This is a genomic window from Bacillus sp. FSL E2-0195 (assembly GCF_038003645.1).
Classification (GTDB): domain Bacteria; phylum Bacillota; class Bacilli; order Bacillales; family Bacillaceae_G; genus Bacillus_A; species Bacillus_A mycoides.
The window spans coordinates 350,379-374,131 of record NZ_JBBOPN010000001.1; the positions used below are offsets into that span (position 1 = coordinate 350,379).

The 23,753-nt window shown below is 36.3% G+C and carries 20 protein-coding genes and 1 riboswitch; of the genes, 12 read left to right on the top strand and 8 right to left on the bottom strand.

The window, feature by feature from the left end:
* The first annotated feature begins 10 nt into the window (after positions 1-10).
* A complete protein-coding gene (locus tag MHH59_RS01885) occupies positions 11-334 on the top strand; it encodes a DMT family transporter (RefSeq protein ID WP_000263259.1) in 324 nt (107 codons plus the stop codon).
* A gap of 40 nt (positions 335-374) precedes the next feature.
* Here MHH59_RS01885 and MHH59_RS01890 read toward each other — a convergent pair whose 3' ends face one another.
* Together MHH59_RS01890 and MHH59_RS01895 are read right to left on the bottom strand one after the other, a co-directional pair.
* Positions 375-1,604 carry an aminopeptidase gene (locus MHH59_RS01890; RefSeq protein ID WP_002010058.1) on the bottom strand — a complete coding sequence of 410 codons (1,230 nt, stop codon included), beginning with the start codon at positions 1,602-1,604 and terminating at the stop codon, positions 375-377.
* A 116-nt stretch (positions 1,605-1,720) separates the two neighbouring features.
* A complete protein-coding gene (locus tag MHH59_RS01895) occupies positions 1,721-2,803 on the bottom strand; it encodes a polysaccharide deacetylase family protein (RefSeq protein WP_340850774.1) in 1,083 nt (360 codons plus the stop codon).
* Positions 2,804-3,308: 505 nt separating this feature from the next.
* On the opposite strand from MHH59_RS01895, the gene MHH59_RS01900 reads away from it, so the two are divergent.
* Positions 3,309-4,016: a hypothetical protein gene (locus MHH59_RS01900; protein ID WP_340850775.1), complete on the top strand. Its 708-nt coding sequence runs from the start codon at positions 3,309-3,311 to the stop codon at positions 4,014-4,016.
* Positions 4,017-4,061: 45 nt separating this feature from the next.
* Here the strand turns inward: MHH59_RS01900 and MHH59_RS01905 are convergent, their stop codons facing one another.
* Entirely contained in the window at positions 4,062-5,258 is a 1,197-nt protein-coding gene (locus tag MHH59_RS01905; protein ID WP_002063580.1) for a NupC/NupG family nucleoside CNT transporter, read from the bottom strand.
* A 202-nt stretch (positions 5,259-5,460) separates the two neighbouring features.
* Positions 5,461-5,562, bottom strand: a riboswitch (purine riboswitch).
* Between the two features lie 121 nt (positions 5,563-5,683).
* Here MHH59_RS01905 and rlmD point away from each other — a divergent pair.
* The 5 genes from rlmD (at position 5,684) to MHH59_RS01930 (ending at position 12,181) form a co-directional block, all read left to right on the top strand.
* Entirely contained in the window at positions 5,684-7,060 is a 1,377-nt protein-coding gene (rlmD, locus tag MHH59_RS01910; RefSeq protein WP_340850776.1) for a 23S rRNA (uracil(1939)-C(5))-methyltransferase RlmD, read from the top strand.
* Between the two features lie 201 nt (positions 7,061-7,261).
* Positions 7,262-8,251 (top strand): tRNA dihydrouridine synthase, encoded by a 990-nt coding sequence (locus tag MHH59_RS01915; RefSeq protein WP_340850777.1) that lies wholly within the window; start codon positions 7,262-7,264, stop codon positions 8,249-8,251.
* A 214-nt stretch (positions 8,252-8,465) separates the two neighbouring features.
* Complete coding sequence (locus MHH59_RS01920; RefSeq protein ID WP_340850778.1) at positions 8,466-10,484, top strand: GAF domain-containing sensor histidine kinase; 2,019 nt, start codon at positions 8,466-8,468, stop codon at positions 10,482-10,484.
* A 376-nt stretch (positions 10,485-10,860) separates the two neighbouring features.
* Positions 10,861-11,379: a YehS family protein gene (locus tag MHH59_RS01925; RefSeq protein WP_002124916.1), complete on the top strand. Its 519-nt coding sequence runs from the start codon at positions 10,861-10,863 to the stop codon at positions 11,377-11,379.
* Positions 11,380-11,473: 94 nt separating this feature from the next.
* Positions 11,474-12,181, top strand: coding sequence for a M48 family metallopeptidase (locus MHH59_RS01930; RefSeq protein ID WP_002124917.1), 708 nt, complete (start codon positions 11,474-11,476; stop codon positions 12,179-12,181).
* Between the two features lie 69 nt (positions 12,182-12,250).
* Here the strand turns inward: MHH59_RS01930 and MHH59_RS01935 are convergent, their stop codons facing one another.
* Together MHH59_RS01935 and MHH59_RS01940 are read right to left on the bottom strand one after the other, a co-directional pair.
* Positions 12,251-12,946: a hypothetical protein gene (locus tag MHH59_RS01935; RefSeq protein WP_002124919.1), complete on the bottom strand. Its 696-nt coding sequence runs from the start codon at positions 12,944-12,946 to the stop codon at positions 12,251-12,253.
* Positions 12,947-12,960: 14 nt separating this feature from the next.
* Entirely contained in the window at positions 12,961-14,070 is a 1,110-nt protein-coding gene (locus MHH59_RS01940; RefSeq protein ID WP_078422304.1) for a mandelate racemase/muconate lactonizing enzyme family protein, read from the bottom strand.
* A gap of 93 nt (positions 14,071-14,163) precedes the next feature.
* Between MHH59_RS01940 and MHH59_RS01945 the strand changes: the two genes are divergently transcribed.
* Positions 14,164-15,441: a hypothetical protein gene (locus MHH59_RS01945; protein WP_002124924.1), complete on the top strand. Its 1,278-nt coding sequence runs from the start codon at positions 14,164-14,166 to the stop codon at positions 15,439-15,441.
* Here the strand turns inward: MHH59_RS01945 and nhaC are convergent.
* Entirely contained in the window at positions 15,438-16,859 is a 1,422-nt protein-coding gene (gene nhaC, locus MHH59_RS01950) for a Na+/H+ antiporter NhaC (RefSeq protein ID WP_002010164.1), read from the bottom strand. The two genes, MHH59_RS01945 and nhaC, sit on opposite strands and share 4 nt — an antisense overlap.
* Positions 16,860-17,148: 289 nt before the next feature.
* Between nhaC and MHH59_RS01955 the strand changes: the two genes are divergently transcribed.
* The 3 genes from MHH59_RS01955 (at position 17,149) to MHH59_RS01965 (ending at position 19,774) form a co-directional block, all read left to right on the top strand.
* Positions 17,149-18,264, top strand: coding sequence for a M20 peptidase aminoacylase family protein (locus MHH59_RS01955; protein WP_002124929.1), 1,116 nt, complete (start codon positions 17,149-17,151; stop codon positions 18,262-18,264).
* A gap of 151 nt (positions 18,265-18,415) precedes the next feature.
* On the top strand, positions 18,416-19,024 hold the full coding sequence (locus tag MHH59_RS01960) for an SAM-dependent methyltransferase (protein WP_002124931.1): 609 nt from the start codon (positions 18,416-18,418) through the stop codon (positions 19,022-19,024).
* A 3-nt stretch (positions 19,025-19,027) separates the two neighbouring features.
* On the top strand, positions 19,028-19,774 hold the full coding sequence (locus tag MHH59_RS01965; protein ID WP_340850779.1) for a hypothetical protein: 747 nt from the start codon (positions 19,028-19,030) through the stop codon (positions 19,772-19,774).
* Between the two features lie 53 nt (positions 19,775-19,827).
* Here MHH59_RS01965 and ahpF read toward each other — a convergent pair whose 3' ends face one another.
* Both ahpF and ahpC read right to left on the bottom strand, forming a co-directional pair.
* A complete protein-coding gene (gene ahpF / locus MHH59_RS01970) occupies positions 19,828-21,354 on the bottom strand; it encodes an alkyl hydroperoxide reductase subunit F (RefSeq protein WP_002124933.1) in 1,527 nt (508 codons plus the stop codon).
* 14 nt (positions 21,355-21,368) lie between these two features.
* Complete coding sequence (gene ahpC, locus MHH59_RS01975) at positions 21,369-21,932, bottom strand: alkyl hydroperoxide reductase subunit C (RefSeq protein WP_000924420.1); 564 nt, start codon at positions 21,930-21,932, stop codon at positions 21,369-21,371.
* Positions 21,933-22,522: 590 nt separating this feature from the next.
* Here ahpC and mtnK point away from each other — a divergent pair.
* Positions 22,523-23,752 (top strand): S-methyl-5-thioribose kinase, encoded by a 1,230-nt coding sequence (mtnK, locus tag MHH59_RS01980; RefSeq protein WP_340850780.1) that lies wholly within the window; start codon positions 22,523-22,525, stop codon positions 23,750-23,752.
* The last annotated feature ends 1 nt before the right edge of the window (position 23,753 follow it).

Below are 23,753 nucleotides of genomic sequence, written 5' to 3' on the forward strand. Positions count from 1 at the left end.
AGATTCTAGTATGGTATATTGGCTATTATTACTCGTAACAATTATTTTTGAAGTAGCTGGAACGATTGCGATGAAGTTATCGAACGGTTTAACAAAGCTTGTTCCAAGTGTACTTATTTTCGTATTCTATGGAATTTGTTTCAGCGTGTTTGCTATCGTTGTTAAAAAGATTCATTTAAGCATTGCTTATGCAATTTGGTCTGGTGTGGGAACGCTACTTATTACAATCATTAGTGTGTACTTTTTTAAAGAGCATATTAATTTATTCCAAGCATTTTGTATTCTCTTTATTGTTTTAGGAGTAATTGGACTGAAAGTGTCATCGGCATCATAAAAGGCTATCTTCCGGCGTGGAAGATAGCCTTTTATTTTTATTAAAACGCCCAGTTACCTTTACGGAAGATCGGCTCATGTCTTCCATCAGCTGTAATGCCGTCGATATCAAGCTCAGCTGATCCAATCATGAAGTCTTCGTGTGTAATACTAGCGTTTGCGCCATTTTCAGCAAGTTCTTCTTTAGACATTGTTTTTCCGCCAACTAAGTTAAATGCATAAGCATTTCCGATTGCAAGGTGGCAAGATGCATTTTCATCAAATAGCGTATTGTAGAATAAAATATTTGTGTTTGAAATTGGTGAATCATGAGGTACTAAAGCTACTTCGCCTAAGAAGTGAGAACCTTCATCTGTTTCTACTAAATGTTTTAAAGCCTCTTCACCAGATTCAGCTTTATAGTCTACGATACGTCCGTTTTCGAATGTTAATGTAAAGTTATCAATAATATTACCTGCAAATGCTAACGGTTTTGTGCTAGATACTTGGCCGTTCACACCTGTTTTAAGAGGCATTGTAAATACCTCTTCAGTTGGAATGTTAGCCATAAATGCTACGTTCTTTTCATTTAAGCTACCAGCACCAGCCCATACATGCTTCTCTGGAAGTTCGATTGTTAAGTCTGTTCCAGGGCCTGTATAGTGAAGAGCTTTATAATGTTTTTCGTTTAAGTAATCTACTTTTGTATGTAGTGTTTCATCATGTTCTTTCCATGCTTCCACAGGATTTTCTAAATCAGCACGAGTAGCTTTGAAGATAGCATCCCATAGCTTTGTTTCTTGTTCTTCTGGCGCTACGTCAGGGAATACTTTTGCAGCCCATTCTTTCGTAGGAACAGAAATTACGCACCAGCTTACTTTATCTGCTTGTACATAATCACGGTATACTTTCATCGCTTCTCCAGCTACTTTATGAGCTGTTGCAATTTTCTTTGGTTCTACACCTTTTAATAGATCAGGATTCTCTGCATAGATGGACATAAATGCAGCGCCTTCTTTTGCTAATTCTTCACGAGCATGTGCTTTCCAAGAAGGGAATTCAGAGAAAGCTTCTTCAGGAGCTAGATCGAACTTTAAGCGTGTTAACGTCTCATCATTCCAATCAACATATACGTGTTTTGCACCAGATTTATATGCTTTTTCTGTAACTAGGCGTACAAACTGTACAGCCTCAAGAGGTGCACTGATTGATAAAGTTTGTCCGGGTTGAATATTAACACCAACATTGACTGCAAGGGCAGCATATTTCTCTAACGTTTGTTCAAATGACATATGTATAATCTCCTTTAGTTTGAAAGATTTCTTACTATATATAATACAAGAAAATTCTAAAAATATATATAAATATAACGTAAAAAGAGAGCTCAAAATGTATTGAGCTCTAATAGTTATTTAATCGAAGAAGCAAATTGTTCTACAGTCGTTGTATGGTGTATGCGAACACGCTTCATTTTTAACAACTCATCAGGTTCACCCTTCGTAATGAATTGTCCAGGCTTCGTTGTTGTTGCAAACTGATAGTGTTTCTTTGTTTCTGCGACAACTTTATCATCTACATGACCGAAAGGATAAGCAATTGCGATAACAGGCTTACCTGTTATTTTCTCTAGCTTTTCTTTTGATCCTTTTAACTCTTCATCATAGTTTGTAATTTTCGGCAAGTCTGCGTGTGTTGCTGTGTGAGATTGTACAGAAAAAATACCTGAATCAACCATTTCTTTTATTTCAGATGTAGAAAGGGCGCCTTCTACATCAACGTTATCAACAATCATATATTCCGTTGCTGCTGGTTTAAAAGTATCATCTTTTAGCTTTTGTAAAATGCGAAATGCATTCATATTATTTTTCATACCGTCATCAAATGTAACGAAAATCGGCTTGTTTACTTTATTTATATCGCTCCAGCGTTCAAACGTTAAAAAAGTATAACCATTTTCTTTTAAATACTTCATTTGTGCTTCAAAGTTAGCAGGCGATACGAATAAATCTTTAATACCTTGTCCGTGATAATCATCAATTGCGTGGTACATAAGAACAGGAACTTTTTGCTCGAAAGTAATAGTAGATTTCGTAAGTGGAATAGTTTTTCCGCCCTCTGTTGTTCCTGTAGCTTCAATTTGATATTCACCGCGTTTTCCTTCAAATTCTTTTATATCAAAGGGAAGTGTAAATTGTTGATTTTTCTCTTTAGAAGAAAAGGATTTAGCACTTTCCTTTCCATCAGCAGTGCGCCAAATTTTATATTGTACTTCGGTTAAAGAATCTTTTATGTCTGTAATATGAATATTTGCGTTTGTAGATTCGTGCGTAATTGGATTATAAGAAATTTTACCTTGTTCCCGCACCGTCTCTTCTTGTTTTTTGACCTCTTGTACCTTTTTCTCTTTTTTAGGTTCTTGGCTTACATTGCTAGTATTACAGCTTACTAGAATAGCAGATGTACATAAAGCAATCGCTGCGTATTTTCTCATAAAATCACCTTCTATTGTGTATTATGTTGCATGCTTGCATTAAAATCCCCACCGCTATAAGAGAGGTGGGGATATACCCTTGTTCATCATATCATTTTTAGGTGAATGGTAGGTTAGTGACTTTGAATAGAGGTATTCTTGCGTTTCTTATTTGATTTGATAATGATATAACCTACTACAAAAATAAGAGGGATAATGAATACATAGATTGGCATTCCCCATACATAATAGCTTTTCATGCTTAAAACTAGTAAGTGTAAGAAGTCGAAAAGGGCGTGAGCTTTCATAATATCCTCCAATATATTTTTTACAAATTATAACATTGTTCATTTGTAATTTGTATATTTTGGTAAATAATTTAAGTTAATTTTAAAGTAAGAGAAAGGTTTATTAATATGCAATTTTGCATATATAGAGTAGTTTCTATTAAAATATCAGGATCTTGGACTATAATAAGAACCGCTATAAATGTAAGTAAGAATGATGTACGGAGTGGAGAACAGAAATGAAATATAAAAAACTAGTATATATCCTTTTCATATCGCTATTCATAGTCGGTTGTCAAAGTGAAGTGAGTAAAGCGAATAGTGTGGAGGAGTATATTCCACCGCATCTTATGAATGCGGAAGTGACGGCGGATATTATGACGATTGAGATGGATCGTGATACTCGTAAAAAAGTAGAGGCTATTACTAAAAAAATGAGTGATCATGTGAAAAATGATAAAGAGTGGTATGTAAACTACATATCGGGACATATAGATCAACAGGTGAAGTCATATCATCCTAATTTTGGTATTACAGAAGAAGAATATAACTTTTTTAGGAACGCCGTTGAGAATAGTAGTTTATCTAATACAAGTGATGGAAAACTGCAATTTAAACAAAAAAGTAACCATGAGATAGAAATTGTTTCAAGCAAAAACTTAGAGCTATTTCGAAATATAGTAATTGATACGGAGAAAAATATAGTAAAAACTTCGTTTGGAGAATGTCAGTATGTTGGAGAAGAAAAAACATCTTTGGAACAAAAGATAACGGGGCCTTGGCATGGCAAGCAATGGATACTAAAAGAACAAAATTTAATTTATATATTTTCTTTGGGTAAGCTTGAAGGGGAGGATAAATCCATTATTGATATTTCAGTAAAAGGTATACACGAAGGAAAACTTATTAGTAAAGAGGAAGTAATTGAATTCCGTTCTATTTCATAAGGAATCAAAAAATCACCTTACTTAAACAAGTAAGGTGATTTTTTATTAAATAAACAATCCAGCGATTGTTGCAGATAAAATAGAAGCAAGTGTTGATGCAAATAGCATTTTCCAACCGAATTTTGATACGATGCTTCCTTGCTTTTCAGAAAGGGCACGGATTGTACCAACGATTGCACCAATTTGGCTAATACTTGCAAAGCTAATTAAGAATACAGTAACGATTCCAACTGTACGTGGATCTAATGTTGCAGCAGCGCCTTTTAAATCAAGGATTGCTACAAACTCGTTTAATACAATCTTCGTACCCATAATACCACCAGCTGGGATAATATCATGAGTTGGGATACCCATTAAGAATGCGAATGGAGCAAGTATATAACCGAAGATTTGTTGTAAAGTAACAGCATATCCCATTGCACCTGAAGCAGCGCTAATTACGTAGTTTACAACTTCCATAACACCGATAAAGGCGATCATTAATGCGGCAACGATACCAGCTACTTTTAAACCATCAAGCGCACCGTTAATCATTGCGCCGATAAAGCTGTCTCCGAATAGAGTTCTATCAAATTTTTGAATCACTTCATCTTCCTTTTTCGTATCAACTGGTGTTAATAACGAACAAACGATTAAGCTTGAGAATAAGTTTAGTGGAAGAGCTGCTAGTACATATTTCGCATCTAACATCATTACGTATGATGCTGTAACAGAAGCAGAAACTGAGCTCATCGCAGAACAACAAATGATAAACATACGGTTTTTATTAAAATGCTGTAAATCGTTTTTAATAACGATTAACGCTTCACTTGAACCGAAGAATACAGAGTTTACTGCGTGGAATGATTCAACGCGTGGTAAACCAGTAATTTTTGAAATTGCACCGCCGACAACGCGAACGATGAATGGTAAAACACCTAAATAACTAAAGATAGAAAGTAGTGCTGAGAAAAATACGATAATTAATAATACATTTAAGAAAAAGACAAAATCTCTTTGAATTCCATTAAAGAGAAAATCGACACCTGTCGTACCAAGTTTAATTAGTTTGTTGAAAACTTTACTAATGAAGATGATAATTTGTTGACCAATTTTTGTGCCAAACATAAACCAACCGATTAAAATTTGGAAACCAATCATAATAGCAATTGCACGGAAGTTGATTTTACTTTTGTTGTTTGACAAAGCAAAGCATAAACCTAAAACGACAAGAATACCGATAATGCTCATTACATATTGCATGTAGTTGCCCCTTTCAGAAGTTCGTATAAAGTTTTTACATAAAACGCTCGTTATATTACTAAAAATAAAGTAATAGAGGTTTTATGTCATACGTAAGATGTCTGACCTTTTAGAAAAATAAAAATAAAAAAAGACTCCTATGGATTCACTTTCATCTATGAGAGAAAGCTAATCAATAGGAGTCTTTTTTATACATAGGCTAATATTCATTAGTTTTCCCCATAGTCCAGCAATTTAAGGTTGCCGGGTAGAAACTCTCGATCCATATTATCGACTATATATGAGGTAACATCGTCCGTATTAAATTAGTAGTAGCGTAACATTACTAGAGAACTATCGTCAATAGCTTTTTTTCTTCCAATAGAAATAGACCATATAAGTATGATAAAATGTAACGCAGTGTTATGAAAAAGAGAGGTCGGAAAATGAGTACAAAAATGACGCCACCAGTTGAAAAAAACGAGTTTATAGATGTAGTGTTTGAAGATTTAACACATGATGGTGCCGGTGTTGCGAAAGTGAAGGGATATCCTATTTTCGTAAAAAACGGATTACCAGGTGAGGAAGCACAAATTAAAATTATTAAAGTGAAGAAAAACTTCGCGTTTGGTCGTTTAATGAAGCTTCATCAAGAAAGTCCATATCGTAAAGATGCAGAATGCCCCGTGTACAACGAGTGCGGCGGTTGTCAGCTTCAGCACTTAACATATGAAGGACAATTAAAAGCGAAAGAAAAACAAGTACGTGACGTTATGCAGCGCATCGGTGGATTAAGTGATGTTCCTGTTCATCCTGTACTTGGAATGAAAAACCCGTGGGTATACCGCAATAAAGCACAAGTGCCAATTGGAGAACGTGAAGGTGGGCTTGTAGCTGGTTTCTATCGTCAAGGAACGCATGACATCATTAATATGGAATCATGCTTAATTCAGGCGGAAGAAAACGATACATTAATTCAAGAAGTAAAACGTATTTGTGAAAAGCACGGTATTTCGGCTTACAATGAAGAGCGTAACAAAGGAACACTTCGCCACGTAATGGCTCGCTACGGACAAGTAACAGGGGAAATTATGCTTGTCTTTATTACACGTACAGCTGAATTGCCAAATAAAGAAGCAATCATTGAAGAAATCGCAGCGAAATTCCCAGAAGTAAAATCAATCGTTCAAAACGTAAACACGAAACGTACAAACGTTATTTTCGGAGACAAAACGACAGTACTGTACGGATCAGAATATATTTATGACTTTATCGGTGACATTAAATTCGCGATTTCAGCACGTTCATTCTATCAAGTAAACCCAGAACAAACGAAAGTGCTATACGATAAAACGTTAGAATACGCAAAATTAAATGGTAACGAAACAGTAATTGATGCCTATTGCGGAATTGGATCAATCTCCTTATTCCTAGCACAAAAAGCGAAAAAAGTGTACGGCGTTGAAATCGTCCCAGAAGCAATCGAAGACGCAAACCGAAACGCAGCACTAAACAACATGACAAACGCTGAATTTGGCGTAGGAGAAGCAGAAGTAGTCATTCCAAAATGGTACAAAGAAGGCGTAATCGCCGACACAATGGTCGTAGACCCACCGCGTAAAGGCTGTGATGAAGCATTACTAAACACAATCATCGACATGAAGCCAAAGCGCGTCGTATATGTATCGTGTAACCCAGCAACATTAGCACGCGACTTAAAAGTGCTAGAAGAAGGCGGATATAAAACACAGGAAGTACAGCCTGTTGATATGTTCCCGCATACGACTCATGTAGAGTGTGTGACTTGGCTTAAGTTGGTATAATAAAAAAGCAGTTGATATAGAAAAATCTATACCATCTGCTTTTTGGTTTATAAAAATACCATTCAGCAACGATTTTAGTTAAAATGAATATTGCTGATTTTCACAAAATATAAATGTCCAAATGTACTTTTGCTATTTGGCTTTATATTTTTAAATTGAGAGTTTGAAATTGTATTCATATTGAGAGGATTTGAATTTGAAATGATAGATAATTTTTGGAATGATTTACCACGACCATTTTTCGTACTTGCACCCATGGAAGATGTGACAGACGTTGTTTTCCGTCACGTAGTAAGTGAAGCTGGTAGCCCAGATGTATTCTTCACAGAGTTTACAAACTCGGATAGCTATTGTCATCCAGAAGGTATGAAAAGTGTACGTGGCCGTTTAATTTTTACAGAAGATGAGCAACCGATAGTGGCGCATATTTGGGGAGATAATCCTGAATATTTCCGTCAAATGAGTATTGGTATGGCAGAGTTAGGATTTAAAGGTATTGATATTAATATGGGCTGCCCTGTACCGAACGTAGCATCAAGAGGAAAAGGTAGTGGTCTTATTCTACGTCCAGACGTTGCGGCAGAACTTATTCAAGCAGCAAAAGCAGGCGGACTACCTGTCAGCGTAAAAACACGACTTGGCTTTAAAGAGTTAAGTGAGTGGGAAGAGTGGTTAACGCACATTTTCAAACAAGATATTGCGAACCTTTCTATTCACTTACGTACAAGAGAAGAAATGAGCCAAGTAGATGCGCACTGGGAACTAATTCCGGAAATTAAAAAGTTACGTGACCGTATCGCACCAAATACGTTAATAACAATCAATGGAGACATTCCTGACCGTCAAACTGGAATGGAACTTGCTGAAAAATACGGTATTGATGGCGTTATGATTGGACGAGGAATCTTTAAAAATCCGTTTGCCTTTGAAAAAGAACCGAGAGAGCATAGCAGTCAAGAACACCTTGACCTTTTAAGACTGCAGCTTGACCTTCAAGATCAATATGCAGAAGTACTACCACGTTCAATCACAGGGCTTCATCGCTTCTTCAAAATTTATGTAAAAGGATTCCCTGGAGCTGCTGAACTAAGAAATCAATTGATGAACACGAAATCAACTGATGAAGTGCGCGCGTTGCTTGATAAGTTTGAGGCGAGTGTTGATAAGGATGGAGATAGTGAAACAGTGTAACTTTTGAAAGTTAGAGGGGATAGGGTGTAGCGATTTTATGAGTGTTTGTTCCATTTTAATTAAGGTGAACCGTATCATAAGTAAGTGAGGTATTCTATGTAAAACAAGGGTAAGAAAAGAATACAGGAGAAAATTGAAAATGGCAGGTTGGTCTTGATTTTCACTGATATTATCATGTTTATTTTATTATGCCTATAACTTGGAGGCTATGTGAATGTTAAGTGATCAGACGAGATATTCTAGGCTCGCGAATATAACAAAAATAATAAATACAAAATTAGAACTACGTGAAGTATTGCAGCGTGTAACAATGGCGATATCAGAGGAGATTGTTAGGTGCAACGCTGTTGGAATTTATTTACCCCAGGAAGATGGAACATTTAGAGGGTTTGCAGGGAAACCAGAGACCATAAATGGCGTAACGCTCGATACTCAGGTAATTGATCCTGAAATAGACTTACTGGCAAAAGAAGTTATTGAAACAAAAAAAACCATCTATATCCCTGATACCTCAAAGGATCATCGGCCGGATCCAAGACCAGTTGATGCGTTCAAAATTAAGTCCTTATTAGCCCTGCCTATCTCATTTGGACAAGAGTTATTTGGTCTGGTTTTTTTATTTGATTATGGAGTTCCAATGAACTTAACAGATTCAGAGATTCAAAGTGTTGAAGCTTATGTAAATATGGCTGCGGTCGCAATTCAAAACGCAAATAATTTAACACAAAAGGAAAACCTTATTGCCGAGAAGCAGCTGTTACTAGATGTTACCTGTGATTTATCAATGTGTTCCTCGATACAGGAGAGTTTTGATAAATGTTTTTTTTACTTAGGACAGATTTTAGAGAGTAAAAACATGGCTGCCCACCTTTTAGACCCGCTAGACAAAACAACGATTAAAACAACGAAGTTAAGCAAGGACTGTGATTGGACAGAAGCGGATTGGATGGAGAAAAGCTATGAAGCCAAGATCCAAGAGGTTATTCAAACAAAAAATATAGATAGTAAGGGTCTACTGATGATTCCATTGGTTTCAATGGGAGAAGTATTAGGGGTAATCGTCGTGGGCAAAGAGGGAAAAGCTCACAATTACGATAATTCCCAAATTCAACTGGCAAAATCTATCGTTGATGCCACAGCTCCTACGTTTTCAAACTTGTTATATATGGATCAACTTGAAAGCATGGTGGAAGAGCGAACGAGAGAACTAGCTGCTGCTAATGAAAAAGTTACAAGTGTGATTGAAATTATTACGGATGGATTCTTTACTTTGAATAATAAATGGGAATTCACGTACGTAAATAAGCATCAATATTTTCCACAAAGAAAAACAGCAAAAGATGTATTAGGTAAGAATATATGGGAGGTCTTCCCGAGTAGCGTCGACGCAGTTATGTATAAGGAATTTCATCGTGCAATGTCAGAGCGAGTTACAGTTCATTTCGAATTTTTTTCTATCTCTGATGAATATTGGCACGAAGTTATTGCATACCCGTATGATGATGGTATTTGTTGTATTTTTAAAAACATAACGGAAAAAAAGCAATATGAGCAGGAATTGAAAAGGTTATCCAACATAGATTTAATAGGACAAATGGCAGCAGGTATCAGCCATGAGATCAGAAATCCAATGACAACAGTACGAGGGTTTTTGCAGTTATTAAAAGAAGAGCACACCTATGAGAAACATAATAAGTACTTTAAATTAATGATTGAAGAACTTGACCGTGCCAATTCTATTATTACTGAATTTCTCTCAATGGGTAATACAAAGAAATCGGATTTGCAGATGTTAGATTTAAATTCAATTATCCACGATATTATTCCTTTAATAAAGATTGATACGTATAATCAAAATAAATATATTCAAGTCGATACAAATGACATTCCAGAATTACTTTTAAATCGTAATGAGATACGGCAATTATTAATAAACCTATACCGTAATGGCTTAGAAGCGATGAGCACGGGGAAAATTCTAACCATTAGCACCTACAAGGAATGTCAAAATTGTGTGGTGCTTGCAGTGCGGGATCAAGGAAAAGGTATCAGGCCTGAAGTATTAGAGAAACTGGGTACTCCATTTTACACGACCAAAGATAATGGAACTGGATTGGGATTAGGCGTATGTTATGCTATTGCTACCCGGCATAATGCGAAAATAGAAATTCAAACAGGCTCGGAAGGCACTACCTTTTTTGTTAAATTTAATTATGAAAATAATAAACAATAACCTCATTTAGATTAGTTACGGTGAACCGTACCACAAATAAAAAGGAAAACCTAAGTAAACACAATCAATATATTTCACCTGAATTTTGCGTAACATTCATGTTTGAGTTGCCCACTAAATTAGAGTTGCATAAAAAGAAATGGACTAACCTATATCAGGTTAGTCCATTTTTAAGTGTGTTAATTAATAGTAAATCCCCATCCGTAATTTTGCGCGATTATCCCATCCTTTTTTGCTGTTTTAAAATCATCCCCAAAAGCATTAATCCACCTAAGACTACAAAACCTACCTCTAAAATGTTAAAGTAGTAACTTAACGATATTAATTTATACATGCTAAAAGCATTACTATAATCAACATTTCAGGAGGAAATACAATGGCAATGAGCAACAACGATATATTAAAAAGAGTAAGGTACGCTTTAGATATAAGAGATATAGATATGGTAGAAATCTTTGAACTTGGCGGGATGGAAGTAACGAAAGAGGACGTACTTGATATGCTTACAAAAGTAAAGAGAAGTCCACAACATGAAGCTGAAAATGATGATGTAATCGAAGATGAGTACGTATTAACATGCGACATGATGATGCTAGAGGCATTTTTAAATGGATTTATTACTTTAAAAAGAGGGAAGCAAGATCCGAAACCAGGGCAACCGGCACCTGTACAGAGCAAGGAGAGTGCCAATAACCTTCTTTTAAAGAAAATGAAAATAGCACTATCTTTAACGAGTGAAGATGTGCTTGATATATTAGACAGCGTAGGAGTTATCGTAACAAAAGGAGAGTTAGGCGCTTTATTAAGAAAGAAAGGCCATAAGCATTACAAAGAGTGCGGCGATAGATACGCAAGGAATTTCATTAAGGGATTAGGTGTAAAGTACAGAGGATAATAAGTTCGGTGAAACAGTAAATGATATAATAGATAGAGTAGGGCGTTTGTGTCCTATTCTTTTTTATTTGTAAAATAATACACTAGGTGATGAAATGGTACATACATATTTAGATGAGACAATTAATTTTCATATAACTTATAAGAAGAAAAAGTCGGTGCGTCTTTTTGTAGATTCGTACGGAAATGTGGAAGTGCAGGCTCCAAAGGGAACACCTGTTGAATACTTAGTCCAGCTGCTAGAGGAGAAATGGGATTGGATTCAGAAAACACGTAAGGACATGCAGGAGCGAGCGCTTGGACCACAGGAAAAGGATTATGATCAAGGCGAGGGCTTTCTGTATTTAGGGAATACGTATCCGATACAGATTTCTCAAGATGCAAGTATTACGCAAGACAATGCAGTTTTTGAAGGGGATAAGCTACACATTTACGTGAATGAGCTTAAGAATGAGAAAATCCAGCAGGCTTTAAAACGATTTTACTATAAGCAGTGCAAGGCATTAGTAGAGAAGAGTATTAAAGCGCATCAAAGTAACTTTAAAACAAAACCGCGTTCTATTCGTATTACAGATAGTAGTCGTACGTGGGGAACTTGTGATTCAAATCTACAGCTAACGTTTAATTGGAAGCTAGCAATGGCACCTCAAAGGGTAATTGATTATGTAGTTGTTCATGAAATGTGTCATATGGTTCATTTAAATCATGATCGCTCTTTTTGGCGTCTTGTTGGCAAGATAATGCCTGATTATAAGGAAATGGAAAACTGGTTAGCGTTATCTAGTTGGAAGATGACGGTTTAGTTATTACTTTAGATTGTGGAATGAAATAAAGTAGAACCCTAATGAATTAGGGTTCTCTTTGTACATAGATTATCGTCCAAACTTCACAGTGAAAGTATCGTCTATTCTCTCCATCGCATACCCACGATACCCCTCTGAAAGTAACGCTTGCTTTTCACTAACATCACTCATCGGAACACTTTTAACATTCGTCCAATCTCTTTCTGTGTCCTTACGCAATTCCTTCACAAAAACATACCGCATACTACCGCCATACTTCTCCTTCAGTGCAGCAATTTCCATCCCTTGCGCAAATTTATCTTTTAAACTTGGAATGTTAAAAGGTGCAACGGTGCAACAAACATAGTCGTACTGGCTGTCTTCTTTTTGTAATTCATCCATGATGACTGTGGCTAATATTTTTTGCATGCCATTTCCTCGACAGTTTGGATGAACGTTTGAGATTTCTTGATAGATGACGCGGTGTAGCTGACTTTCTGGTAGACCAATATCAAGCCCTAAATGTTCATCGTCGATAGGAGGGACTAGTAGGGCACGAAATGCGATGAGCTCGTTTTGTATAAACGCCCCGATCATCATGCCGTTTCCTTCTAGAATGTATTGAAATTCTTCTAGCGAGAGTGGTTGTAAACGACCTTTATCTTCTAGCGCTTCAACTATAACGTTTTGTAATGATAAAATTTGTTCCATATGTTCTAAAGATAGTAATGTAACGTGAAATGAATCGTTGTTTTGTTTTAATTTTCCTTCGTAAAGAATCGTCATGTGTTAGTCCTCCTTTAGCGTACAACGTCTTGAAAGACGGTTAATTCTTGTAATGTATTTTCGTTTATTTCAATGCCGAGTCCCGGCTTTTCGTTTAAGCGAATAAATGGTACGTCGTAATGTAAGTTTCCGATGTCTTTCGTGAATTTTAATGGTCCTGTTAGCTCGACGCTAGTAATGATTTTTTTTGAGAAAGCGACATGGAATCCTGCGGAAGAGGCAACAGATGATTCGACCATGGATCCAACTTGGCATTCAATGCCTGCCATTTCAGCTTGATGAGCGAGTTTTACAGCTGGATATATGCCGCCGCATTTCATTAGTTTTATATTCACTTTATCAGCTGCGTCTAATTTAATAATTTGGCGCATTTCACGAGAGCCTTTTAGTCCTTCATCAATCATAAGCGGAAGATCTGTTTTCGAACGAATATGAGCCATTGCATCAATATCATCCGCTACAACAGGTTGTTCAATCCAGTCAATGTTTAAATGTCCTAATGAACGAAGTGCTGTTAATGTGTTTGCGCTATTTTTCCAGCCTTGGTTTACATCAACACGAATCGCGATATCATTTCCTACACGTTCACGTACAGCTTCAATTCGTTTTACATCTTCTTTTACATTCGTGCCGACTTTCATTTTGAAAGATTGGTAACCTTTCTTAATCATAGAGGCAGCTTCCTCAGCCATATTTTCTGGATCGGCGATACTTAAGACGTGAGTGACAGGAAACTCTTCATGATAGCGTCCGCCAATTAATTGATATACAGGTTGATTTAATTTTTTGCCCATTATATCAAAACAAGCGATATCAATCGCAGCTTTCGCAGTAGGAATACCATAAATTGTATTGTCCATCATATCGTGTATTTTTTCGATATTCATTGGATTTTTCCCAATTAGAGCAGGAGCTAGTGTATGTTTTAAAACATGGAAAGTACTTTCCCATGATTCACCTGTAACGTGATCATCAGCAACGCCTTCACCGTAACCGATAATGCCTTCATCTGTTTCCATTTTGACGATAATAGAAGGCATATCAGAATAAGAACCATAACTAATAACAAACGGATCGCGAAGTGGTAAACGAATTGCGTAAAGATGAATAGCTGTAATTTTCATTGAATAAAGACCCCTTCCTGTTTACAATGGTTTTGTACATTTGATATAGTTGACGTTAAATAGTCGTTAATTAATGATAAGGAGTTAGAGAAAATGATGATAAAAATTGCAGTTGTCGGTTCAAAAGAATTTATGGAGAATCTTTTACCTATTGCTCATAAACTAGAAGAAATAGAGATTGATCCATATATTTACCTTCATCCGGCAGAATCTTCTGAACTATTAAAGCGTTTAAAACCTTGTGATGCTATCTTTTTCTCGGGTGCCCTACCTTATTATATGGCAAAAGAAATAAGAGAACAATTACCAATTCCAAGTGTATATTTGCAGCAAGACGAGACAACTGTCGCATCTTCACTCCTTTCTATAATATACCATCAAAGTATTCAACCTCATAAAATTTCAATTGATTTAGTAGATCGTTCGTTTATTACAAATGTGTTCCATGACATCGGTCTACAAGAAACGCCGCAAGTGATGGATTATGAAAATATGTTATGGAGTAATGATGAAATTAAGAGAATCATTGATTTTCATTTAGCTAAATATCAATCTGGAGAGGTTGATTTAGCTTTAACTAGTATTCACGCTGTCTACGATGAACTTCAAAAAATAGGGATTCCTTCAGAGCGTATGATAGATCCAACGCAATCAATTATACATGGGTTAAAAGATGCAAAAATAAAAGCTGAGTTAGCAAAAAGCCATTCAGCTACTGTTGGTGCTTGTATTATATCCTTTATAGAGTTACAAGAAAGCTCGCTTGAACAATTAAATGTAATTTCAAAAGAATTACGTGGTTCATTTAAACAAGTTGATGAAATGACTTTTATTTTGTATACAACTCGTGGTGATATTGAATTGAGTATAAAAACAAATACGATAGACCGTTTATTTATGAATATAGAAGGCGCAGTATCTATTGGATTTGGTTACGGAAAAACAGTAAATGAAGCGGAACAAAATGCAAAAATCGCTCGAGGTTTCGCAAAGAATAATCCGATAGAAAGCTGCTTTTATATACTAACAAGTGATAAAGAATTATTTGGTCCGTTCCCGAAAGAACAGAGAGTACAAAGTTTAAAAAACGATAATCCTGAATTAATGAAAATAGCGAAGGAAACGAAGCTTAGTCCTGCAAACTTGTCAAAAATTATTCAGTTTAGTCAATCGCATCCATCATTGAAATTTACAGCGGCGGATCTTTCTGAGTACTTACAAGTGACTCGGCGATCGACGGAAAGGCTGTTAAAGAAATTAGTTGATTACAGATATGCCAATATTTGCGGCGAGGAAATGCCCTATCAACAAGGGCGCCCTCGTGCAATATATGAGCTGAATTTACCGTTGTATTCGTTTCAAAAATTTTAAGCTTCTAGTTGTGCTTTTTGTTTTTTCAGTAGGTCTGCTTTTTCAATATCAGATAGCTTCGTAATTGTGAAGCCAGTTATACCATAAATGATTGAGATAATAGGTACGATGAAATTCAATATAGCATAAGGAGCATATTCGAATGCACCGACTCCAAGTGTTGCGAGTATAAATACACCACATGTATTCCAAGGTACGAAAACAGAAGTTAATGTTCCACCATCTTCTAATGCTCTGGATAAATTTTTAGAATGTAGTCCTTTTTCTGTGTACGCATTTGCATACATTCTTGAAGGAACAACAATCGAAATATATTGTTCAGAGCAAGTAAGATTCGTTGCAAAGCAAGATGCGATGGTAGAAGCGATAAGTCCTTTTGATGATGTCGCTAATTTTAAAATTTGATTTACAATTGAGCGAAGAATGCCAGTATGTTCTAGTACTCCGCCGAAAGTCATAGCGACAATTGTCATAGAAACTGTATTCATCATAGAGCTTAAGCCACCACGGTTAAATAGTTCATCTACTAGCTTGTTTCCAGTGTCTATGACAAATCCACTTTGGAGTGCACCGACAGCTGATGAGACAGAGCCACCTTGAATAAAGACTTGTGATAAGAATCCTAAAATAACACCTACGAGAATAGCTGGTATAGCAGGGACTTTTTTAGCGACCAATACCATAACGACTACGGGTATAATTAATAGGAAAGGCGAAATAACAAAGTTTTGTTGCAATACTTGTAACGTTTGATCGATGCTTTTTGCATCGATATTGTTATCGCCGAAGCTTCTTCCTAAGAAAGCATAGACGATAAGAGTAATAATTAAACCTGGAATTGTAGTAAATAACATATGACGAATATGTGTGAATAAATCTGTATTTGTTAATCCAGCTGCTAAGTTTGTCGTGTCTGAAAGCGGTGACATTTTATCGCCAAAATAAGAACCGGAAATTATAGCGCCAGCAACCATTGGAGCTGGGATTCCCATACTTAGGCCAATTCCCATTCCAGCAACACCGATTGTTCCCATTGTAGACCAAGAGCTACCGATTGCTAATGCAACGATAGAACAAATAATTGTAATTGAAACTAAAAATAGTGATGGAGTTAAAAGTTTTAAGCCGTAATAAATCATAGTAGCGACGATTCCGCCGCCAATCCAAGCACCGATCGTTAAACCTACAAGAATAATGATAACGATAGCGGGTAATGCAAGGCGAATTCCTTTATACATCGATTCTTCAATGTCATTCCATTTGTAACCGTACCGCCAAGCGACGATCGAAGCAACGGTTGTACCGATAATAAGTGGGACGTGAGGGCTTTGTTCTAATACAACAATTGTAACCATCATAACTGCAACTGTAATGATAATAGGGATTATTGCTATGCCAAAAGGTATTTCTCTTTTCATAAACTGCCTCCTCATTATGTATGTTTGTATTTTTAGAATTGTCGCAAAATAGACGTTATTAAGTTATAATAACTAAAAATAGATGTAAGCGTCAATATAAAAACAGAAAATATCGAATCTTCTATTTTTATGGATATCTTTATAAGATGAGTTGAAATCGGGTATTAACGGTATTGAAAAATAAACAATTGACTTTTTTCTTAAAATTCAATATGTTCATAAAAACATCTGTTTTTCATAAGTATAATTAATCTGAATGGTTTGTAATTAGGGGAAGGAGAATGAAGCTTTGAAAACATTAGAACTACAAGAGCGTTTAACTGAAATTTTTCAGCATTTACATGAAAACCCTGAAGTAAGCTGGAAGGAATATGAAACGACAGCTTATATTACTAACTTTCTAAAAGAAGAAGGAATTTCATATAAAATATTTGATGATTGCCCTGGCGTGATTGCTGAAATCGGAAGAGGGAATCCAGTTATCGCGATTCGAGCTGATATGGATGCACTATGGCAAGAAGTAGACGGAGAATTTAAAGCGAATCACTCGTGCGGCCACGATGCTCATATGACAATTGTGATGGGCCTTATTTTACAATTGAAAAATATGAGATGGGATAGTGGTACTGTTAGATTTATTTTTCAGCCGGCAGAGGAAAAAGGAAATGGTTCCTTAAAGATGGTAGAGAAGGGCGCCGTGGATGATGCTGATTTCTTATTTGGTGTTCATTTAAGGCCGATTGAAGAACTGCCTTTGAAACAAGCAGCCCCATCTATTCGTCACGGAGCTGCAGCATTTTTAGAAGGGATGATTCATGGAGATGATGCACACGGGGCACGCCCACATCAAGGTATAAATGCAATTGATGTCATTTCGATGATCAATATTGGATTGAAAAATATATGGTTACCGCCGCAGACGTCTTATTCTGTTAAGATGACGAGATGCCAAGCTGGTGGTGATAATCTAAATATTATTCCAGGTAACGGGCACTTTAGTTTAGATGTAAGAGCAGAAAATAACATATTACTAGATGAATTGAAGCGAAAAATAGAGCAAGTAATTCAGTCAGCTGAATCAATGGGATCTAAACTTTCTTATGAGTGGATTGATCTCGCACCAGGAGCTGAAGTGTCAGAAGAAGCTGAGCGTTTCATGCGGAAAGGCATTCTTGAAGTGTACGGGGAAGAGGGATGTACTGGACCACTGTATACGACAGGAAGCGATGATTTCCATTACTATACAGTGAAAAGACCCCATTTAAAAGCTGTCATGCTTGGACTAGGGGCGAACTTACAACCTGGATTACACCATCCGTATATGAAGTTTGATCATAGCTGTATAATGGATGGAGTAGAAATATTGAAACAAACTGTATTGAAAGTATTAGAAGACAGGGGCTAGAAAGCTCCTGTTTTTTTTGTAGGAATTTGTTGTTAAGTCGATATATTCGATTTCGCGATAATATAATTTCACGTACCAATTAATTTGATAAAAATGAGCATTCAGTACGTGGTGTATAATAATAGTAATATTTCTTAATAGGAGCAAACGAATGAACGAACAATATTACGATGCTGTATTAAATATAAAAACTGTCGGCGAGCAAAAAGGATTTAATAAGTCTATGCATTATCACCGTTATGAACCGACGCCATATAGCGGATTAGATGAGTTATTGAATCAATATGAAATAACAAGTAGCGATCGAATTGTAGACTTTGGGTGCGGAAAAGGGAGATTGAATTTTTACATGCACCATAAGTGTGGTGCTTCGGCCGTTGGGATTGAAATGAATGAAGAGTTTTATAAAGAAGCAATGGATAATCGTGATCGTTATGCGCGAAAAGTGAGAAACAGTAAAGATAAAATTCGGTTTGAATGTTGTTTAGCACAGGAATATGAGATTGATCCACGTGATAACCGGTTTTATTTCTTCAATCCATTTTCTGTCCAAGTGTTTATGAATGTAGTAAATAACATTTTGCTTTCGGTAGAGGAAATAGAGAGGGAAGTGGATATTATTTTATACTATCCTTCTGAAGATTATATTTTCTTCTTAGAGAACCAGACTGCGTTTGAATTGAAGCGAGAGGTTAGATTGCCGGGTGCTTATGAGAAGAATGGGAATGAGAGATTTTTAGTGTATAGATTGGAGCGTTAATGTATGGGGGCTTGGGGAGTAGCGATATTGTCAGATGATATTGCTAAAGATATTCAGTTAATTTATAAGGATTTGTTAGGAAATGAATATTCAAATGAAGAAGCAAGTAGGATTGTAATTGAGGAATACCAGACTGAACTAGATGATGAAGAGATTATTGTTTTTTGGCTAGCATTTGCTTGCATACAATGGAAGTTAGGAAGACTTCAAGAGAATGTTAAACTTGAGGCATTGCAAATAATAGAGAGTGGTGCAGATTTATCCCGCTGGGAGGATGAACCTAAATTACAGAGAAAACGTGAAGTAGTGTTAAATAAACTTAGAGAACAGTTACATTCTCCGCAGCCACAAGCTAAAAAAGTACCGAAGAGATTTATAGCGAATACTTCTTTAAAAGCAGGCGATGCTGTTAGTTACGAATTAGTATCGGGGAATTATATTATTCTTAAAGTCATTGAGATTATTGAGGAATGGTACGGGGATCGATATCCTCTATTTGAAATGTGTGATTGGGAAGGGAAAGAGATTCCTTCAAAAGAACAAATTGACCAATTAGACTTAAAGAAAAGGATTTATGAAGATGGAAAGCAGGAAATAATTAAGCTTGCTATTTATTCTTCAGGAAAAAGAGATACCCCGGCCAAAAGAATACAAGTAGCAGCAGAAGATATAAATGTAGTATTAGATATAGAACCACCGTATGATTTAATATGTTGGAAGGCATTTGACGACCATTTACATACAATGTAATAAAAAAGACGCGCTACCAATAGGTAGCGCGTCTTTTACTCACGTTTATATAATTAGTTACGGATTAAGTAATCAAATGCACCTAAAGCTGCATTCGCACCTGAACCCATAGAGATGATGATTTGTTTGTACGGATTATTTGTACAGTCACCTGCACCAAACACTCCTGGTACGTTTGTAGCGCCGTGCTTGTCTGTTACGATTTCACCGCGAACGCGTTCAACTGTTTCGCCTAACCAGTCTGTGTTTGGCACAAGACCGATTTGAACGAATACACCTTGTAATTCAACATGGTGTACTTCTTCAGTTTCACGATCGATGTAAGAAATACCGTTTACTTTATCAGTACCAGTGATTTCTTTCGTTTGAACGTTTTTCAGAACAGTTACGTTTGGTAAGCTGTTAAGACGTTCTTGTAATACAGCATCAGCTTTTAATTCTGGCATGAATTCAAGAACAGTTACGTGCTTAACAATACCTGCTAAGTCGATAGCTGCTTCAATACCAGAGTTACCACCGCCGATAACCGCTACATCTTTTCCGATGAATAATGGACCGTCACAGTGTGGGCAGTATGCTACACCTTTGTTTTTGAACTCAGCTTCACCCGGTACGCCAACATTACGCCAGCGAGCACCTGTTGAAACGATTACGCTCTTACTTTTCAGAATAGCGCCGTTTTCAAGTTCCACTTCAATAAGTTCTTTTTTCTCTAAACGTTTCGCACGTTGTAGATTCATTACATCGATGTCGTATTCTTTTACGTGCTCTTCAAGGCTTGCTACTAGCTTAGGACCTTCAGTGCGTTTTACGCTGATGAAGTTCTCAATACCCATAGTATCCATTACTTGACCACCGAAGCGCTCAGCAACGATACCAGTGCGGATGCCTTTACGTGCTGCATAAATTGCTGCACTTGCACCAGCTGGGCCGCCACCAACAACAAGAACATCGTATGGATCTTTATCAGAAAGCTCTGATGCATCTGGACCGTTACCCATTTTAGCTAAAATTTCTTCAAGTGTCATACGACCGCTTCCGAAAGATTCGCCATTTAGGTAAACAGTTGGTACTGCCATGATGTCTTTACTTTCTACTTCCTCTTTAAATGCAGCGCCATCAATCATAGTATGTGTAATACCAGAGTTTAGAACGCTCATCACGTTAAGAGCTTGTACAACATCAGGACAGTTATGACAACTTAGGCTGATATAAGATTCAAAATGATATTCGCCTTGAATGTTTTTGATTTGATCGATTAATTTTTGTTCAACTTTTGGAGCACGTCCACTAACTTGTAGTAAAGCTAACACTAATGAAGTAAATTCGTGTCCTAATGGAATACCAGCGAATACGACACCAGTGTCTTCACCAGGGCGATTTACGCTAAAGCTTGGTGTTCTCTCTAGTTCAACTTTTTCTACTGTAATCTTAGATGACATAGTAGCTAATTCATCTACTAGAGATAACATATCTTTAGATACGTTATCGTCTCCTGCGCTTACTTTAAGTAAAATATCGTTCTCCATTAACTGAAGGTATTGGGATAGTTGTGTTTTTATATCTGCATCTAGTATCATTTTGATCGAACTCCTTAGATTTTGCCTACAAGGTCAAGGCTTGGTTTAAGTGTTGCAGAACCCTCTTGCCATTTAGCTGGGCAAACTTCACCTGGGTTGTTACGTACGTATTGAGCTGCTTTAATTTTGTTAACAAGGATGCTTGCGTCACGGCCGATACCGTCAGCATTGATTTCCATAGATTGGATAACGCCGTCTGGATCGATGATGAATGTACCACGAGCAGCAAGACCTTCTTCTTCCATTAAAACGTTGAAGTTTGTAGTGATTGTGCGAGTTGGGTCACCAATCATAATGTATTCGATTTTGCCGATAGTTTCTGAGCTATCATGCCATGCTTTGTGAGTGAAGTGAGTGTCTGTAGATACAGAGTATACTTCAACGCCTAAGTCTTTTAGAGTTGCGTATTGGTTTTGTAAGTCTTCAAGTTCAGTTGGACAAACGAATGTGAAGTCTGCTGGATAGAAACAAACTACGCTCCATTTTCCTTTTAAACTTTCGTCAGTAACTTGGATAAATTCTCCATTATGGTAAGCATTAGCTTTAAACGGTTTTACTTCTGTGCCGATTAATAACATATTAAAATTCCTCCTAAAGGTTGGTTTTGAGCATCGGAAATTAGTTTGCTCATAAAATATATTTTTTAATTAACTATAATAATTCTAATTCGATATTAATTATCATATAGAAGTGGTTATTTTGTCAAGAGAATAAACCAACTTTATACCAATTTAATTAATATTTATTCTCAATTAAGGCTGCTAGGGAATTAAAAGGTAATTTTCAAGTCATAAATTTTCAATGAGTGTTTGAAAGAGTAGTGTGTATGTTAGAGACATGGTGTAAGTATAAATTCTTAGGAAGGAAATATTTCTTAGAAGTTGTGGATTTGAAAAGGAACTGCTTACTTCTATTTTACAAAGAATTGTGCAATAAATAAAACAAAATGTATCGGAATCTTTGTGAACAATTATTGTCATCATAAATATATATAATAAGAAGTATATTGCAATGAGAAATAGAAATATTGACGCTCATTTCTAACAAGATATAATAAAAGCGAGATATGTATTGCAATAGAGAAGATATAGTATAGATTGAAAAAGTTTCAGTCTATTATTTTTTACGGCTTTTAGAAAACGTTTACATTTAGTGTGGAGGGGAAACCATGTCTAAGTTCACGAAGTATTTTTTAATGGAAGCTAAAGATGTGATTGCATATGTGCAAGAGAAATTACCTAAGTTCGAGCATGCAAAGGGGCTAAAGTGTAAAGAAATAGGTGATGGTAATTTAAATTATGTGTTCCACGTTTGGGATGAACAGAAGAACATTTCTGTCATTGTAAAGCAAGCTGGGGATACAGCGCGTATTTCAGATGAGTTTAAGTTGTCGACGAATCGAATCCGTATAGAATCAGATGTTTTGCGATTAGAAGGAGAGTTAGCATCTGGACTCGTGCCAAATGTATATTTGTTTGATAGTGTGATGAATTGTTGCGTGATGGAAGATTTATCAGATCACACAATATTGCGTACAGCACTCATAAATCATCAAATGTTTCCGAGGCTTGCTGATGATTTAACTACTTTTATGGTAAATACCCTTCTATTAACATCAGATGTTGTAATGAATCATAAAGAGAAGAAGGAACTCGTGAAGAATTATATAAATCCTGAGTTATGTGAGATTACAGAGGACCTCGTATATTCAGAGCCATTCACAAACCATAATAAACGCAACGAATTGTTTCAATTAAATGAAGGATGGATTAGGGAGCATATTTATAGTGATAAAGAGCTTCGTATGGAAGTAGCAAAACTTAAGTTTTCGTTTATGACGAATGCACAAGCGCTACTTCACGGTGATTTACATACTGGTTCTGTTTTTGTAAAAGGTGATTCTACAAAGGTTATTGATCCTGAATTTGCTTTTTATGGACCTATGGGATATGACGTTGGGAATATAATGGCGAATTTAATGTTTGCATGGGTGAATGCAGATGCAGTGATGCAATCTGGTATTGAGAAAGATACATATATGAACTGGATAGAATCTACCATGATAGATGTAATTGATTTATTTAAGAAGAAGTTTTTAGATGCTTGGGATATTCATGTGACAGAGATTATGGCGAAGGAAGAAGGCTTTAACCGAGTTTATTTACAATCTGTATTAGAGGATACAGCTGCAGTGACGGGTCTTGAGTTAATTCGTCGTATTGTTGGTCTAGCGAAGGTAAAGGATATGACTTGTATTGAGAATGAAGAGGCGCGTGCTAGAGCGGAGCGAATTTGTCTTCAGACAGCGAAGAAGTTTATTTTACAAGCGAATCAATATAAAACAGGTAGCAGCTTTGTAGAAACGTTAAAAAAACAGTCAATGCATAGTGCGAAATAAG

Coding starts and splice junctions, on each gene's coding strand:
- MHH59_RS01885 (WP_000263259.1), top strand. CDS start 11: ATGGTATATTGGCTATTATTACTCGTAACAATTATTTTTGAAGTAGCT.
- MHH59_RS01890 (WP_002010058.1), bottom strand. CDS start 1,604: ATGTCATTTGAACAAACGTTAGAGAAATATGCTGCCCTTGCAGTCAAT.
- MHH59_RS01895 (WP_340850774.1), bottom strand. CDS start 2,803: ATGAGAAAATACGCAGCGATTGCTTTATGTACATCTGCTATTCTAGTA.
- MHH59_RS01900 (WP_340850775.1), top strand. CDS start 3,309: ATGAAATATAAAAAACTAGTATATATCCTTTTCATATCGCTATTCATA.
- MHH59_RS01905 (WP_002063580.1), bottom strand. CDS start 5,258: ATGCAATATGTAATGAGCATTATCGGTATTCTTGTCGTTTTAGGTTTA.
- rlmD (WP_340850776.1), top strand. CDS start 5,684: ATGAGTACAAAAATGACGCCACCAGTTGAAAAAAACGAGTTTATAGAT.
- MHH59_RS01915 (WP_340850777.1), top strand. CDS start 7,262: ATGATAGATAATTTTTGGAATGATTTACCACGACCATTTTTCGTACTT.
- MHH59_RS01920 (WP_340850778.1), top strand. CDS start 8,466: ATGTTAAGTGATCAGACGAGATATTCTAGGCTCGCGAATATAACAAAA.
- MHH59_RS01925 (WP_002124916.1), top strand. CDS start 10,861: ATGGCAATGAGCAACAACGATATATTAAAAAGAGTAAGGTACGCTTTA.
- MHH59_RS01930 (WP_002124917.1), top strand. CDS start 11,474: ATGGTACATACATATTTAGATGAGACAATTAATTTTCATATAACTTAT.
- MHH59_RS01935 (WP_002124919.1), bottom strand. CDS start 12,946: ATGACGATTCTTTACGAAGGAAAATTAAAACAAAACAACGATTCATTT.
- MHH59_RS01940 (WP_078422304.1), bottom strand. CDS start 14,070: ATGAAAATTACAGCTATTCATCTTTACGCAATTCGTTTACCACTTCGC.
- MHH59_RS01945 (WP_002124924.1), top strand. CDS start 14,164: ATGATGATAAAAATTGCAGTTGTCGGTTCAAAAGAATTTATGGAGAAT.
- nhaC (WP_002010164.1), bottom strand. CDS start 16,859: ATGAAAAGAGAAATACCTTTTGGCATAGCAATAATCCCTATTATCATT.
- MHH59_RS01960 (WP_002124931.1), top strand. CDS start 18,416: ATGAACGAACAATATTACGATGCTGTATTAAATATAAAAACTGTCGGC.
- MHH59_RS01965 (WP_340850779.1), top strand. CDS start 19,028: ATGGGGGCTTGGGGAGTAGCGATATTGTCAGATGATATTGCTAAAGAT.
- ahpF (WP_002124933.1), bottom strand. CDS start 21,354: ATGATACTAGATGCAGATATAAAAACACAACTATCCCAATACCTTCAG.
- ahpC (WP_000924420.1), bottom strand. CDS start 21,932: ATGTTATTAATCGGCACAGAAGTAAAACCGTTTAAAGCTAATGCTTAC.
- mtnK (WP_340850780.1), top strand. CDS start 22,523: ATGTCTAAGTTCACGAAGTATTTTTTAATGGAAGCTAAAGATGTGATT.